The 15031-nt window shown below is 52.7% G+C and carries 13 protein-coding genes, 1 tRNA gene and 1 rRNA gene; 6 read left to right on the top strand and 9 right to left on the bottom strand.

The genetic code is table 11. The annotated features are described in order from the left end of the window. From CSQ89_RS15725 to rplU, 9 genes are all read right to left on the bottom strand, one after another. Positions 1–213: ribosomal RNA gene (locus CSQ89_RS15725) — 16S ribosomal RNA — on the bottom strand; the annotation flags it as partial. A 508-nt stretch (positions 214–721) separates the two neighbouring features. Then, positions 722–1876, bottom strand: coding sequence for a THUMP domain-containing class I SAM-dependent RNA methyltransferase (locus tag CSQ89_RS15720; protein ID WP_099407068.1), 1155 nt, complete (start codon positions 1874–1876; stop codon positions 722–724). A gap of 19 nt (positions 1877–1895) precedes the next feature. Continuing rightward, on the bottom strand, positions 1896–2249 hold the full coding sequence (locus tag CSQ89_RS15715; RefSeq protein WP_099407067.1) for an MmcQ/YjbR family DNA-binding protein: 354 nt from the start codon (positions 2247–2249) through the stop codon (positions 1896–1898). A gap of 35 nt (positions 2250–2284) precedes the next feature. Next, positions 2285–5104, bottom strand: coding sequence for an ATP-binding protein (locus CSQ89_RS15710; RefSeq protein ID WP_099407066.1), 2820 nt, complete (start codon positions 5102–5104; stop codon positions 2285–2287). A 39-nt stretch (positions 5105–5143) separates the two neighbouring features. Further along, on the bottom strand, positions 5144–5794 hold the full coding sequence (locus tag CSQ89_RS15705) for a hypothetical protein (RefSeq protein WP_099407065.1): 651 nt from the start codon (positions 5792–5794) through the stop codon (positions 5144–5146). Positions 5795–5849: 55 nt separating this feature from the next. After that, positions 5850–7115 carry a hypothetical protein gene (locus CSQ89_RS15700; protein WP_099407064.1) on the bottom strand — a complete coding sequence of 422 codons (1266 nt, stop codon included), beginning with the start codon at positions 7113–7115 and terminating at the stop codon, positions 5850–5852. Between the two features lie 14 nt (positions 7116–7129). Continuing rightward, positions 7130–8254 carry a GTPase ObgE gene (obgE, locus tag CSQ89_RS15695; RefSeq protein ID WP_099407063.1) on the bottom strand — a complete coding sequence of 375 codons (1125 nt, stop codon included), beginning with the start codon at positions 8252–8254 and terminating at the stop codon, positions 7130–7132. A gap of 380 nt (positions 8255–8634) precedes the next feature. After that, a complete protein-coding gene (rpmA, locus tag CSQ89_RS15690) occupies positions 8635–8907 on the bottom strand; it encodes a 50S ribosomal protein L27 (protein WP_099407062.1) in 273 nt (90 codons plus the stop codon). 17 nt (positions 8908–8924) lie between these two features. Next, positions 8925–9236: a 50S ribosomal protein L21 gene (gene rplU, locus CSQ89_RS15685; RefSeq protein ID WP_099407061.1), complete on the bottom strand. Its 312-nt coding sequence runs from the start codon at positions 9234–9236 to the stop codon at positions 8925–8927. 237 nt (positions 9237–9473) lie between these two features. Here rplU and CSQ89_RS15680 point away from each other — a divergent pair, with 237 nt between their 5' ends. The 6 genes from CSQ89_RS15680 to CSQ89_RS15655 all read left to right on the top strand — a co-directional run bounded on the left by CSQ89_RS15680 (position 9474) and on the right by CSQ89_RS15655 (position 14943). Then, a complete protein-coding gene (locus CSQ89_RS15680) occupies positions 9474–10442 on the top strand; it encodes a polyprenyl synthetase family protein (protein ID WP_099407060.1) in 969 nt (322 codons plus the stop codon). A 56-nt stretch (positions 10443–10498) separates the two neighbouring features. Continuing rightward, positions 10499–10575: transfer RNA gene (locus CSQ89_RS15675), tRNA-Pro, on the top strand. A gap of 458 nt (positions 10576–11033) precedes the next feature. Continuing rightward, the gene (locus CSQ89_RS23860; RefSeq protein WP_374701360.1) at positions 11034–11549 is read left to right on the top strand and encodes a helix-turn-helix transcriptional regulator; all 516 of its coding nucleotides are present in this window, start codon (positions 11034–11036) and stop codon (positions 11547–11549) included. Positions 11550–12735: 1186 nt separating this feature from the next. Then, the gene (locus CSQ89_RS15665) at positions 12736–13938 is read left to right on the top strand and encodes a glycosyltransferase family 4 protein (protein WP_099407059.1); all 1203 of its coding nucleotides are present in this window, start codon (positions 12736–12738) and stop codon (positions 13936–13938) included. A gap of 80 nt (positions 13939–14018) precedes the next feature. After that, positions 14019–14732 (top strand): hypothetical protein, encoded by a 714-nt coding sequence (locus CSQ89_RS15660; protein ID WP_099407058.1) that lies wholly within the window; start codon positions 14019–14021, stop codon positions 14730–14732. Positions 14733–14748: 16 nt separating this feature from the next. Further along, a complete protein-coding gene (locus CSQ89_RS15655) occupies positions 14749–14943 on the top strand; it encodes a hypothetical protein (RefSeq protein ID WP_099407057.1) in 195 nt (64 codons plus the stop codon). Positions 14944–15031 lie beyond the last annotated feature (88 nt).

Below are 15031 nucleotides of genomic sequence, written 5' to 3'. Positions count from 1 at the left end.
GCACAAGGTCTTGCGAGCCCCTGCTTTCTTCCGTAGATCGTATGCGGTATTAGCCTACCTTTCGGTAAGTTATCCCCCACTACACGGTACGTTCCGATGCATTACTCACCCGTTCGCCACTAACTTGGGTGCAAGCACCCAAGTCCGTTCGACTTGCATGTGTAAAGCATGCCGCCAGCGTTCAATCTGAGCCAGGATCAAACTCTTGAGTTCAATCTCTGTTTTTTTGAAACAATACTGACTTTTGCAAGATCAAAACCGCAAAACGGTTTCAATCATTACGTAAGCCTTGGCTATCAGCCAAGCGCCTACGCTTATCGGTTGTATCTTGTTAAAGAGCGTTTGCTTCTTCAGACCCACTCCGCTAAACTCATTCGTTTCGCTTCGTTTTTGTCTGCGTCAGCAGCAGAGAGGCGAACTATACGCACCGCCCCAACACGCGTCAACACCCCAAACACAACTTTCTGCTCAACCCATCCAACAAAACAAATAAACCTCTGATTCGTAACAAATCAGCACATAAAAATAATTACAACAATCCGCTCAAACCCCGCTACACCGCCCTTTCGCAGCAATCCCGGACCAAAAACAGCGCTTCAATTCATCGCCAGAACCTCGAAATATCCCCCACAAACGCTAAACGCCCCAAAAGGGGCGTCAAGAATAAGTGCCACATCGCATAACTGGCTGTATGTATATAGTACTGCCTTGCAGCAACGGATTAGGTGGGCTTGCGATTGGTGCCTGCCACCATTCTATATTCAAACAACCGGCATTCCAGGGCGCCATTGAACAGTACGGTACGCTTACTAGCAGATAGCCGGATTAACTTAGCCAAGCGTAAGTCTGCTGTGAAGTAATACGCGCGCCAGCCGGCGAAGCGCTGTTTCAACGCATTGCCCAACATGGGGTAGAGCGCATCCAACCATGTTTGCTCTTCCAGACGAATACCGTATGGCGGGTTGCAAACCAAAACGCCCGGCTGGCTTGGTGCATTACGCTCAAGGGCATCTGCCTCTTCCAGAACCACTGCATCGCCCACCTCTGCCGCGGTCAAATTAGCGCGCGCTGCGGCAAGGACCTCCGGTGTATCGTCGCTACCATAAATTGCGCAAGTTGCATTCGGCAATTCCGCAGCAAATGACAATTGCTTAGTCTCATTCCAAACAATAGCGTCAAATTGCTTGAAATGTTCAAAAGCAAAATTACGCCAACGCCCTGGGGCCATTCGCTTGGCGATCAACGCCGCTTCAACCAGAAAAGTACCACTACCGCACATTGGATCCAGCAATGGCTCATCCGCTTTCCAACCCGCCAAGCGCAGAATGCCTGCAGCCAAGTTTTCCCGTAGCGGTGCACCACCTGTCTCCCGTCGATAGCCACGCTTGAACAATGCCTCTCCACTGGTATCGATGTAGATAGTCTGCTGTCGATCAGTCAGAAAAACATGGACTCTAATATCGGGCTTTGCCGTATCTACACTGGGGCGCTCGTCACAAGCCGCCCGAAAGCTATCGCAGACAGCGTCTTTCACCTTCAACGCGATAAAGTCCAGGCTGCGTAGCTTGCAACCCACTCCGGTCACTGCAACCTTGATGGTGCACGAGACAGGAAACAGCTCCGGCCACTCAATACTGCGTGCTGCCTTATAGATGTCATCTTCGCTACGATAACTGCGCTCGACCAACCGCCAGAGAATGCGGCTTGCAATCCGGCTATGTAGATTAGCCCGATACATCAACTGCCAATCGCCATGAAAAGCAACGCCACCGTCCGTTGGCGCAATACCTAGCGCCCCCAACTCAGCTAACTCCTGGGCCAAGACGGTTTCCAGCCCACGGGGGCAAGGGGCAAAGTAATGAAAGACTTGTTTCATGCAGACAATCCGATCGGGTTTACAGCGCTAATAATGCATTGCGCTGCTTCTTGGGAAGCTTGGTGCGCACTAATAGATATGATTGGTGTAGTAACACACCAAGGTGTTCGGAGGGTAAAACAGCTGGGTGATCGAGATGCACCCAATGGTAGCGAGCCAAATAGGGCGCAGGCCAAATACCGGGCTGATCAGTTAGCTCAAGAAAACGGGCGGGCTCTGCTTTAAAACACACTCTCGGAGATTGCCTGTGGTCAGCCCCACAGATACAAAACATCTTGCCTCCCACTGAAAATACCCTCTCTACCCGCCACTTGATATCCATCGTCGCGCCAGGAAAACCCAAACATAGTGCTTCGATTTCCGCATGCGTCATCAGAATGTCCTCACTTTTCGCTCACGACAATTCGATCAAGCCGCCCGGCTGACGGATGCCACGCGCCGCCGAGCCTGGCTAATCACAGGTGCCCAGCGCTCACCAGGGCGCTTCTTATAGGTACACAAGGTTAGCTCGCTAGGTGCAAAAGCGTTGACGTTGTGGGTAAGCGGGGTGGTAATCAGATACTGTGCTTGGGTTGCCTTGAGGAAGGCTCCCACCTTGTCGATGTTCAATACATCAAGGTGAGCAAATGGCTCATCGATAAACACGAAGCCCGATGGATTGCTTTCATCCATCATCAAGCCGATCAGCAGAATCAAAGACTTCATCACCTGCTGGCCACCTGAAGCCTCACCATCATTGAGCCCCATCATGCCCTTTTGGTCAAAATCGAAACGCACCGCCAAACCCGCTTGAGCCAAGGTGATGTCATCATTGTCCAAATGGGGCGGATCAACCTCCACAACAATGCCCGACAACTCCCCGAGGCGCTTGATATTGGCGCTATAGGCCCGCACCGTAGCGCGCAGCTTGGCGATATAGGCGCTACGCGCTTCATTCGTCAATTCGTGCGCCCTATCCACTTCACGACCACGTGCCGATGTTTCGTCTGCCAGCTGTTCATAGTCTTGCTGCATCTTTTCACGCAGCTCCAGCACGCTGGCGTCCTTCTCCCAATCGCCATGCTCCAAGCGCTCATGCTGGCGCTGGATATCGTGGCGTACATTTTGCGCCGAACTCCACTCTTCTCGCAGGGCAGGCAATGCCTGTACAGATAGCCCCCGCTCAATCAAGCTTGCTCGCAAACGCTTGGCCTCTTCAATCTGCCGGGTTTGTTCCTGTTGCCGACTTTCCACCTGGGATGACAACTCGCCCACTTGTTTAAGCAGGCCATTACGCGCTATCTCAATTTCCCTTAGGCGTAAGCGGGCGTCCATTCCGGCTTGGCGCATTTGGTCCAAGGCCTGCTGCTGATTCGCCAACTCAATTCCTAACCGTTGCGCCTCACCTTGTAACTCCGGCAACATCTTTTCGGCGGCGTCAAACTCATCGCGCCGAGCCGCCAGCTGTTGCACCGCATCCATACCCGCCAATTGCAATTGCAGCGCCGACACCTTACGCCCAAGCTCAACCGAAGCACCCTCCCAGTCCAGTACCTGCTGATTTAAATCTCGCAGTTGCCGGCTAACCTCAGTCAAACGGGACTGACGTGCACCTTCACCAAAGTGATGCTCGCGAGGGTCAACACCAATATGCCGGCCTCCACGCCGCTCCTTGTGATAGCCCTCTCGGGTAATCCAATCACCAGAAATCGCCGTCGCCGCCTCCACCGACTTCACGCGTTGTACCTGATTCAACTGTCGTGTCAGCCAGCCCGGCGCATCTGCCTTGATATCCAGTACCTCAAGGATGGAACCGGGGATCGCCTTAGGCGCAGCCTCCCGCTCCGGCACAATGAAATGTCGGTACTGCAAACGCTGCCCAATCTGGTAAGCAGTTTGGCGATCGGCATCACGGTTGAGCAAAATAATATGGCGATAGGGGGCCAGCAATGCCTCGACCGCTGCCTGCCAGCTATTGTCCCGCACCTCGACGATCTCACTCAGCAACTGATGACCGATACTTGCCTCATCCAACGCGGCCCGCATCTGACGTACAAAGGGCTCACTATGCTGGCGTCCGCCTTGCAAGGCGGACAGCAATTCTGAGAGTTGCTCCCGCTCCCTTTTAGCCTCTCTGATTTGCAGTTGTAGCTCCGCCTGCTCGCCACGCAGGCGGCCCAACGTATCGCCCAATTCAGCCGCATCTGCGCCCGACTCAGCCTCGGCGAGCGCTTTCATCCGATCACGCTGCTCCAACAACTTCTCTGCTGCTTTAGCTTCGGTCTTTGCTTGCTGAAAAGGCTCCCACAGCTGCTTGTAATTAGCATCAGCCGCCTGCTCTGCCACAATCACAGCCTCTGCGGTTTCGGCCTGCCCCCGGAGTTCAACATCTGCTTGATCCAACTCCTCTTGACGTGCCTTCAATACCTGGCGCGCACTCTTGAACTGACTGACGGAATGCATTACCGAATCATAAGACTCAAGGTAACGCAGGGAAGGCAGCACACTATGTTCCAACCGCTGTACTTCCTGCTCCAACACCTGCCAATCCAAATAACGCTGGGCACGGCTACGCATATTGTTAACGCGTACCTCCAAGCCATCAAGCTGGCGCGTCAGCTCCTGCAGTTCATTTTCTGCTTCACGCTGTTCATTCTTGGCCTGCTGGTAGTTATCCAACACCGCCTTATCGCCAAAGACCTGGAACACCAGATCAAGCAGCGACTTCGGGCCGTACTCACACAGCTTGTCGGTATCGCCTTGTTCCAGCGCCAGCACTTCGGCAATCGCACGCGTCAAACCAGCCTGTTCGAGATGCAGCTTGTAGTCGCGTACACCAAGCCAAGTCAGACTCTTCTCGGACATCGGGTTCAACTCAATCACACCAGCAGCAATTGCGTAATGACGTACCCAATCCCCCCCCTGCTTGGAGACCCTACAGAACAAGGTTACGGCATCATCTGCAATAGCCCAGAAGGGGCGCTGACGGAAAAAGTCACCTGACTTCATGGCCGGGTTATCCACCACGGCCCGCAGCCACGCTACAGGCTCAGAAGCATTACGCACGTAGCGCTTATAATCGCGCCGCCCGGAACAAGGCAGTGCCAGCAGCGTTCGCAAGGCATCCAACAATGTCGTTTTGCCCGATCCATTCGGGCCCACAATTGTGACAATCTGGGCGTCGAGCGGGACTTCGATGCTCTGCCAGAAGTCCCAGTTGCGCATTTCGAGTTTTCGGAATTGGAACATCGTGACGCAGTCTTTCTAGGCCTGCCCTGAGGCGGCAAATTATTCTTTGGAGGCGAGTTCGCCAGCACGACGCTTCAGCACTTCAGCCAGCGCGCCCTCAATGATGCGTGGTGCCAGGATGCTGTAATCGAGCATCAAATCCAATAGTGGCCCCTCATGGATCAGCTTATTGCGCCGTTCGATAAACCCAAGCCGGGCCAATTGGCCAAGGTTGGCATTCATACGCGTCTTGCCACCTAGTTTCTCGCGGAAATCAGCAAACAGCGCATCTTCCGGCACCCCCACCGACACATCCTCACCCTGGGCCAAAGGCTTAGCGGCACCAAACATATCAGCCTGTCCTTCGCGTTCAATTTCAGCCCGACTAACCTGGCGCTCGCGCTTGGGAAGGATAATGAGCGACCAAAGCACAATCAGCAGGGCAATCGCATCGCGTGGCAAGTTCATATTGTTGCTAAGCCAAGCCTCACCCTCGCCAAACACAAAGGCCTCCATATCTTGCTGTAACCCCACAGCAATATGCTCGGCATAGGGGTTTTCAAGCAGCGTGAGGCCCACTTCATTTAATCGCTGCTCCAAAGAACGACGAAAGTCCTCATCCACCAAGGCGCGGCGCGCCAGCGGATCGGTACGGACGATAAAGCGATGGGCGATCAGTCGGGCACTAAGAATAGAAAGGGCGTCATTCATAGGGGGTAAGTGAAACAGATTGTCACTGCGATAGTCGCAGCCACGGCTTCACCTTTCATGCTTCACTTTTGGCAAGGGGAATCAGCTCACCACGGCTAATGGCGGCTACTTCAGGATGGTCCAGTTCAACGACCTCTGCATCATGGTTAAGGCGTAAAGGCAGTTTCACCATATCGCCTACGATGCTTTGCTCCAAGGCTGCCTCAGCATCACCCAGCAAGGAAAGCAAGGAAAGACGGTAGGCAGTTTCTGGATAAGTATCCACCACCACCGCTTGGAACAAGTCTGTCGGCATCGAAAAACCTGCCAACAGTGCATACAGCGATTCAGCCTCAAAGAGGCGCTCCGCTTCCGGCGCACTTAGCGCAGGTGCAGCAACCTTATCCGGCAACACATTGGCTTGCGCGGCAACACGTTCACGCTCAATCAATTCGAACTCGGCGACATCCACCATCTCCGCGGCAGTCACCAAGGCAAGCTGGGGCGAAAAGCACAACATATTCCGCGCCATATCAGCCAATTCAGACTGGCTGGCAGTACGCAGCCATTCCGCAATATCGCTGGACGTAAGGCCTGAAGCCCCCAAGTGCACACGTTGCGCTTGCAATTGATTAAGCCGGCGCTGAAAACTGCCCGTCAGACGCAGAATGCGCGATTGCGCCATACCAATCGCCTGAACCTGATCCAGCACCCGGCGTTCAAGGTTTTCATCCTCAAACATGGCGCGGATTACTTCCGTACCTTTTTGCACCCAACGCCACACCGACTCAAGCCGCTTCTGCGCCTTTTGAATCTGAAACTCGGACTGCGATTCGAGGGCATCTTCGAAGTGCTTGTACAGCTCATTCAACCTTGCGAGCAAATGCTGCAGGGTTTCATTGGTAACGCGCCCCATTTGCTGCTGCCCAACCGCCTGCGAAGTCAGATAACCGAGCTCAGCATCCTGGTCTGAAAAAGCCAATAAGGTGGATACCGCCGCCAATGCCACGCGCCCGGTTTCTGCAATTTGGTACAGGCCCTCGTCACCGTCCCATAACAGCAACCCATTTTCACGCAGACGGCCCAACACGGTACGTAACTTAATTGAGTTCACATAAGCAAAGTGCGCTTCCAATTGGGAGGGCGACCAGCGAGGCTCCTGACCGCGCGCGCCAATCTCACGCAGCACCATCAACCGCATCAATACCTGCTCTTCATTGCCATGAAACAACGTAATGAAGGCATTGATCAACGGCCGTGACTGCAGCAAATCGGCTAGCGGCGGGACATCAATTGGATTGAGTCCTGTCGCCAGGAAGTCGGCAAGTTTTTCGTCAGACACGGTGCAATGCAGAATCAGGATTTAGTCGGGTCGTACGGCTCATAAGCCGGCTGATCCTGCGGCGCGACCACGACTTCACGCTTGGGACGAATCGCTTCCAGATATTCCATCAGCGACCAGCAAAGTTGCTGGGTACCTTCGCCGGTCAGACCAGAAATCGTGAACACGCGCTGTGCATTGGGATCAAACGGTGCGAAAGGATCTGGAGCTGCACTGGTCCACCCATACGCCGCAAGGAAATCCTTTACGCGTTGCTCGCGCTCATCTTCGGCCACCATATCAACCTTGTTGAGCACCAACCAACGTGGTTTCAAGTACAAGGCCTCGTCATACTTGCGCAGTTCTTCGACAATAGCCTTTGCCTCGCGTACAGGGTCGGTCTCATCGTTGAATGGAGCCAAATCCACAAGGTGCAACAGTACACCGGTACGCGCCAAGTGCTTTAGGAATCGATGCCCCAGGCCTGCGCCCTCCGCAGCACCTTCAATCAAACCAGGGATGTCGGCAATGACAAAGCTGCGATTATGATCAATACGCACTACACCCAGATTTGGGTGCAAAGTAGTAAATGGGTAGTCTGCAACCTTGGGCTTAGCGGCTGATACGGCACGAATAAAGGTCGACTTGCCAGCATTTGGCATACCCAAGAGGCCCACATCGGCCAACACCTTCAGCTCCAGACGCAACTCACGCTGCTCGCCCTCTTCACCATGGGTGAACTTGCGCGGCGCACGGTTGGTGGACGTCTTGAAGTGCAGGTTACCCAATCCGCCTTTGCCACCCTTGGCAATCAATACCTGCTCGCCATCGTTAGCCAAGTCGGCTAACAGCTCGCCCGTTTCGTTGTCACAAATCACCGTACCGACCGGCATGCGCAGGAAAATATCCTCCGCGCCCTTACCATAGCAATCAGCGCCACGGCCGTTTTCACCGTGCAGAGCGCGGTATTGCTTCACAAAGCGGTAGTCGACCAGGGTATTGATATCCTTATCCGCCACCGCCCAAATACTACCGCCTCGGCCACCATCTCCACCATCCGGGCCACCACGCGGTACGAACTTCTCACGCCGCATGCTGGCCGAGCCGTTGCCACCTTTGCCGGCGATCACTTCGATGCGGGCTTCGTCGATAAATTTCATGGTCGGGTCGTTCCGGGTAAGTGAATCAAGTACCGCATTGCGGCTAAATAAAAAGCTGAAAACGCTAAAAGCGCCTTGCTACTGTAATAAATCAGTCATTGGACCGGCGCAATGCGGGCAAATCACACATAGCCTGACGCTACCCAACGACCTCTTAGTGCCTGTTCCAAATCTTGCTTATACGACTGTAATCAGGGCGCATGTTCTGCTCGAATTCATCATGTACCCATGTACATTCCGACCTCTGCGTTGTGCTTCAAGTTGAAGCCGCCCATGACAGATCGCAAACAAGTTCTTAAATGAAAAAGCCCTATCTGGCGATAGGGCTTCGATTTTAAGCGAAACGCCCTGTTACCGGCGCTTCGCTTACCGGAAGAGACTTAAGCCTCAACTCCGGTGTAGGGCAGGACCATAACAGTCTTGCGCTTCAGCGCGCCCTTGACCACAAATTTCACGTAGCCATCAACCTTGGCGTACAGCGTGTGATCTTTGCCCATGCCGACATTGTCGCCAGCGTGGAAACGGGTACCGCGTTGACGGATGATGATCGAACCAGCATTGATCAGCTCACCACCGTAAACCTTGGTGCCCAGTCGTTTGGCTTCTGAGTCGCGACCGTTACGCGAACTACCGCCGGCTTTTTTATGTGCCATGTTTCAGACTCCTTAGCTTACTTGACGATAGCGTCAATGCGAATTTCAGTGAAATTCTGACGATGACCTTGACGCTTCTGATAGTGCTTACGGCGACGCATCTTGAAGATACGAACCTTCTCGCCGCGACCATGAGCAACAATCGTTGCCTTGACCGTTGCGCCAGCAACCAGAGGTGTGCCAACCGAAACCGCTTCACCGTCCACCACCATCAGCACTTCTTCAAGTACGATTTGGGCGTCGATGTCGGCGGCAATCTGTTCTACTTTAAGTTTTTCGCCGATAGCAACTTTATACTGCTTGCCACCGGTTTTTATGACCGCGTACATGACTGGGCTCCTAATGAGTAACACCCCGCGCAGAGCGCAGGGAGCCGCGGACTATACGGAAGTCGCTGAATTTGGTCAAGTTTTCGCCTGTTCACTCACTCAACGGCACCATCAAACTGCCACTAAAGCAAAGCGCCGACAGCCAACCATATAAAGACTTATCCAGCCGAGAGTCCAGGTCTCGTAGGCTCGGCTATAATCGCCGGGTTTTATTCTCCCAAGCTCATACCTGTCGCCGTGACCATCGAATTCGTCAAAACCGTTATCGCCGCCGATATGCAAGCCGTGGATGCTCTGATCCGCGATCGCCTTCACTCAGAGGTGCTACTGGTACGTCAAGTCGCGGAGTACATCATTTCCTCCGGCGGCAAACGCCTAAGACCAGCCCTCACGCTTCTTTCCGCTCAAGCCTTGGGCTACAAGGGCCAGCACCATATTGAACTTGCCGCCGTTGTGGAATTCATCCATACCGCGACCTTGCTACACGACGATGTGGTGGATGAATCAAGCTTGCGACGGGGCCGCGATACAGCCAATGCGCTTTTTGGCAATGCAGCCTCAGTCTTGGTTGGTGACTTCTTGTACTCACGCGCTTTCCAAATGATGGTAGGTGTGAATGATATGCGCGTGATGCAGATATTGGCAGATGCAACCAACGTCATTGCAGAAGGTGAAGTACTGCAACTGATGAATATCGGTGACGCAGAACTAAACGAAGCGGACTACCTGAAGGTAATTCGATATAAAACGGCCAAGCTCTTCGAAGCAGCTGCCCGCCTTGGCGCGTTGCTAACCAAGCAGGACGCAAAAGTCGAGACCGCTTTGGCAAGCTATGGGATGCATTTGGGCACTGCATTTCAAATAGTCGATGATGTGCTCGACTACTCTGGCGAAGCTGGCGAAATTGGTAAAAACTTGGGCGATGACTTGGCTGAGGGGAAATGCACTCTCCCCTTAATTCATGCCATGCGCTTAGGGAGTGAAGCTCAAGCCGCTGTTGTACGCAATGCCATTGTCCACGCCCAACGCGAGAACTTTGCCGATGTCCTTGCTGCCGTAAGATCTAGCGGCGCACTTAGCGCTGCCATGGAAGTCGCCCATATCGAGGCGCAACTTGCGCTTAGCGCAATTGCCATCCTACCCGACAATCAAGCCTCAAAGGCATTGCGCGCACTCGCCCAGTTCGCAGTGGAAAGACATAGTTAAGCGTCTTTCCGGGCTTTACAGTGATTTATCGAGTCGCCATAATGCACGGCTCGTTTCGGCGTGTGGCGCAGCCTGGTAGCGCACTTGCTTCGGGAGCAAGGGGTCGGAGGTTCGAATCCTCTCACGCCGACCAATAATATCAAAGGCTTACATATTTTTCGCTGTAGGCCTTTTTTGTTTTTCTGGCCCCTGCTGCTCTAATGCCCCGACAAATGCCCCGACAAGAATTTTTGCTGGCGCATTTGCATTCCCTTTTATCGATCATTTGCCAGCTTGGTTTCTTTAGCTGGAGATGCCCCATGACTACCGCCATTGCTCGCTCTATTTTCGGTCAAGCTGAATGTTGGTTGCACTTAGAACCTGTCTAAAGTCTCGCGAGCTAGGGCGAGATAAGGCGAAAACAGATGAGGAAGCGGAGTTTACAAGTGGTAAATGAGCATTCCGAGGGTGTTTTCAACGCCATATTGCCGACGCACAGCAGACTTTAGACAGGTTCTTAGCACCTTGCGGCACTTCAGCGCGGCTTAACACTCGGGTTAATGCAGGAATCCATGCCGCAATGTCTCAGCAGCAAAGTAGTTGCCAAAAATTATGGGCCATCAGGTCACCATAATCGAAACACCGGGGACGCGCTTTAGCATCCGGCCATGTTCTCAGCAGTTCCCTGCTGAGCGCCTCAATTCTCAAAGGGTAAACATGGCAACTATCTTACGTATTCTTCTGCGCCGTCCGGCTGTTGAACAAGCCACCGGCAAATCACGCAGTGCTATCTACCGTGACATAGACAACGGCACCTTTCCTGCGCCTGTCAGTCTTGGTGGGAATATGGTGGGCTGGCCTGAAGATGAAATTGCAGCATTGAACGCAGCTCGAATCGCTGGCAGATCAGATGCTGAAATTCGAGTGCTGGTAACTTGTCTTATGAATGCGCGAAATGACGTTGTACCGGCGCTGCGAAATGAGACTGAGGAGATTACCCGGACTAGCACTCATACTGCTCCCTGGCATAAAGGTGGTATCACCAAACGCCCGATTAGCAGAAGGGAAGCTTGTACCGGCGTAGGTACTCACCTCATCCAAAACACAGTCGGAGTGTCCCGTAAGTAGAGCAGCGATCCATCTGGGTAATGACGAAAATGGTTACCCCTTATCGCTGGCATCTGGCGAGACACTTATGTCTTGTTGACCGCAGACCAGATTTGAATGCTGACTTTTGCCTACTGCGAGCGAAGTAAGGGGGCCATTTGGCGTTACATTGGGGTAGCGTTTTGCGACGTTCGTCCGTTGCATTTCGCTACACTCGTAGCGCTAACCGTAGCGTTTTGATACGCGCCTTAAGATCATTCCGACCTTTAGCGGGTAGCTCAGCGCGATTTGGGTGAGACAGGAATCTCGCTCCCACTACGCTGTGCCATATCAAACTCAGTAGGTAACCGCCTGCCAGCTGCTTTGCGGTGGGGGTTAATTCAATCCCGATGCGTTAGGCGTAGACCCCCCGATTACCGCTGGTAGACAAAGTTCGCATCTCGCGCTCACGCGTATTGCTGCGAACTTCGATGCGAACCTAGCCTGCGAACTTTGCCCAATATCCAACCTACGTCTGCTGCGATGGCCGTAATCAACCAGTCTAGCTATCAAATGCAACTTCCGTGTCGACGCTTAACGCCTGCCCGGGCCTGACAACGGACGTTTACCTGCCGATCGAGAAGGCAAGACAAGTCCTTAGACGTAGAGCGTTTCGCTGGCGTCGATTATGTTGAAGTGCACATTGGAACCAATTCCAGGGATAGGCCGAAGGCTAAGCGCTCGACGATTTTGTCATTCACAGATCAAGTGCGCAGTGCGCAAATTCGCGCGCGTGTGGGGTGCGCACTCTACTGCGCACCTAGTTAAAAGCGGCCCATTCCAAAGGGGATGCAAAGGTCTGTTTATGCTTGAAGGATGCGTCCGTATGGTTGCCCGCATCGCTTTGAATGCCATCAGGGCTATTTGCCCACCCCTCAGCCTAACCTCAAGCGACAAACGGTTGCTGAGTGTGAATCTTTACCATGGCATACCTTGCCTCGGCGCAATGCTGGGCTGAATCTGGGTTTGCGCTTAGTGCACAATTGTTCATTGAACATCAGCCGGCAAATTCAACCGTTTTCTCAACAAATTCAGTTGTTTAAGATTATTCTAATTGCATAATTCCTCATGTATATTCGCCGGTCGCCAAAATGCCGTGCGTCTTATGCAACCTTCACGCTTGGCTAACCCTTAGTCAGTCCACACTAAAGCCAACGCGGAGAAGCCTTTGCAGGTTCTTTTTCTACATCAGAATTTCCCCGGTCAGTTTCGGCACCTCGCCAAAGCCTTGTCGCAAGACCCCCAACACACCCTCGTCGCCATCGGCCAGCAACAAGCGCCGGGGTTGCCCGGTGTTCGGCTAATTCGCTATCAGCCCAAGCGCGCACCGGCTAAAACCACACACCGCTATGTGCTACCGCTGGAAGCCGGCATTCTGGCTGGCCAGGCCGTGGCCGAGCACCTCATCAAACTCCAGCAACAGGGTTTTACCCCCGATGTGGTGATTGCTCATCCGGGCTGGGGTGAGTCGCTGTTCGTGAAGGACATCTTCCCCCATGCCCGCTTAATCCACTTCTGCGAATGGTTTTACCATGCAGAGGGAGCTGACATTGGCTTCGACCCAGCCTACCTAGTAACCCTGGACGACCGTGCCCGCATTCGCAGCAAGAATGCCCTGCACCTGTTGGCGCTCGATGCCTGTGATATCGGCATTGCCCCCACCCAGTGGCAGAAGTCTCGCTTCCCCGACGAATACCAAGCCAAGATTCAAGTCATTCACGAAGGCATAGACACCGACCAAGCCAAGCCCGATGCCGACGCCAGCTTCACCCTGCCTGATGGCCGGGTTCTGACAACGCAAGACAAGGTCATCACCTATGTTGCCCGCAACCTGGAACCCTATCGCGGCTTCCCGCAGTTCATCCGCGCCCTGGCGCAATTGCAGCAACAGCGCAGCGACTTCCATACGTTGATTGTGGGCGGCGATGATGTCAGCTACGGCAGCAAACCCAAAGATGCACCGAACTGGCGCGAGAAGATGCTGGCTGAAGTACAGCTGGACCCAAGCCGTACCCACTTCCTGGGCAAGCTGCCGTACCAGCAATATTTAAAAGTGCTGCAAGTCAGTACAGCCCACGTCTACCTCACCTACCCCTTTGTACTGAGCTGGTCGTTGCTCGAAGCCATGTCGGCAGGCTGCTGCGTGGTTGCCTCGGACACCGCGCCGGTACGGGAAGTGATTCGGGATGGGGAGAATGGGTACCTCACCGATTTCTTCGACCAAACCGCGCTGGTCAATAAATTGGCAGCGGCGCTGGCTGATTCGAGTCATGTGCAGTCGGTACGTGTTAATGCACGGAATAAAGTAGTGGATGAATTTTCGATTCAAATTGGGAATACAAAATGGATTCAAGCAATAGAGAAGAAGTAAATGTGGTAACAGCCGTAATAGCTAATAGCTAATAGCTAATAGCACTTGTACGAAATTATTTGCGGAAGGGATTGGAAGTCATGACAAAATTATTTGATCTACTCTGGTACGCCTATTTGATTTACCTAACTGGCTATTTAACCTGGCTTTGGGGCAGACCACTGCTACGTTGGGCACTAAAAACACGAGACTCAAAACCAGTCGTAAACAATGACTCTGTCTTAATAAAACGCCTGCACTTTAGTCTGCTGCCCATTATTGGTATTTTGGCCTTATTCTCAGAAAACATTTACGGCTATTATCGCTTTCGTGCAGCTTGCGCCAAAGAAGGTGGATTACGTGTCTATCAGAAATTAGAGCCCAATGTGGGGTGGAGTGCCGGTCGCTGGTCAGACGTTAAGGCCGCATCAGGGATGAAGGAATTAGCGTTTGTTCGTTATACAGATGAAGATGATCATAACATCTACGATGTTCGTTATATTGGTGGTCACCGTGGTGACGAAACGTCTTACGAGAAAAAACCGGCCGATCTTTCTTTGCCCGTTATCTACTCGTGGAAATTCGTTAATGAAGACATTCCAAGCGAATTAAGATTAAGTCGATCTGGCTATGAAATTTATGATTTGCGTACTAATACACTTGCCATCCGGTTACACAGTATCGGCTATAGCGAGTTCGAGAGAGATCGAACTATTCTTAGTGCGCCATCTGGCGTGGGGTGTTCAGACTTCGATTCTGAAACTGATTACGATATTCAAAGTAATAAAAATTTAGCCTTAATATTTAAACACTAACCTTGCAGAGTAAAACATGAGTAAAAACACTGTCGCCAATTTTGCTGGTTTAGCAAGCACTAGCTTAGCTGCTTATGCAAAGCTTTCAAGAAACAACGTTATTGTCAGTGATTTAATGAAGGAAAAAGATGGCGCAAATTTCACTGCTGTACAAGCTGATGATTTTGATAAAAAACTGATGTTACGCAGTAGCTGCGAGAAGCAGCTGTAACTGATCATAAGCCGCGCGGGAGGCGTTGATCAGTAACTTGCGGCAAAGTGCGAATGGGTTCTTCTGCGTCTTGATGCTCAGGCATTCA

Source organism: Chitinimonas sp. BJB300 (assembly GCF_002735695.1).
In the GTDB taxonomy this organism is placed as follows: domain Bacteria; phylum Pseudomonadota; class Gammaproteobacteria; order Burkholderiales; family Chitinimonadaceae; genus Chitinimonas.
The sequence above is the reverse complement of the archived record's forward strand: the minus strand, read 5'-3'. Positions and strand labels throughout refer to the sequence as shown.

Excerpts from the sequence above, each read along its gene's own strand:
- CSQ89_RS15720 (WP_099407068.1), bottom strand. The coding sequence starts at position 1,876 with ATGAAACAAGTCTTTCATTACTTTGCCCCTTGCCCCCGTGGGCTGGAA.
- CSQ89_RS15715 (WP_099407067.1), bottom strand. The coding sequence starts at position 2,249 with ATGACGCATGCGGAAATCGAAGCACTATGTTTGGGTTTTCCTGGCGCG.
- CSQ89_RS15710 (WP_099407066.1), bottom strand. The coding sequence starts at position 5,104 with ATGTTCCAATTCCGAAAACTCGAAATGCGCAACTGGGACTTCTGGCAG.
- CSQ89_RS15705 (WP_099407065.1), bottom strand. The coding sequence starts at position 5,794 with ATGAATGACGCCCTTTCTATTCTTAGTGCCCGACTGATCGCCCATCGC.
- obgE (WP_099407063.1), bottom strand. The coding sequence starts at position 8,254 with ATGAAATTTATCGACGAAGCCCGCATCGAAGTGATCGCCGGCAAAGGT.
- rpmA (WP_099407062.1), bottom strand. The coding sequence starts at position 8,907 with ATGGCACATAAAAAAGCCGGCGGTAGTTCGCGTAACGGTCGCGACTCA.
- rplU (WP_099407061.1), bottom strand. The coding sequence starts at position 9,236 with ATGTACGCGGTCATAAAAACCGGTGGCAAGCAGTATAAAGTTGCTATC.
- CSQ89_RS23860 (WP_374701360.1), top strand. The coding sequence starts at position 11,034 with ATGGGCCATCAGGTCACCATAATCGAAACACCGGGGACGCGCTTTAGC.
- CSQ89_RS15660 (WP_099407058.1), top strand. The coding sequence starts at position 14,019 with ATGACAAAATTATTTGATCTACTCTGGTACGCCTATTTGATTTACCTA.
- CSQ89_RS15655 (WP_099407057.1), top strand. The coding sequence starts at position 14,749 with ATGAGTAAAAACACTGTCGCCAATTTTGCTGGTTTAGCAAGCACTAGC.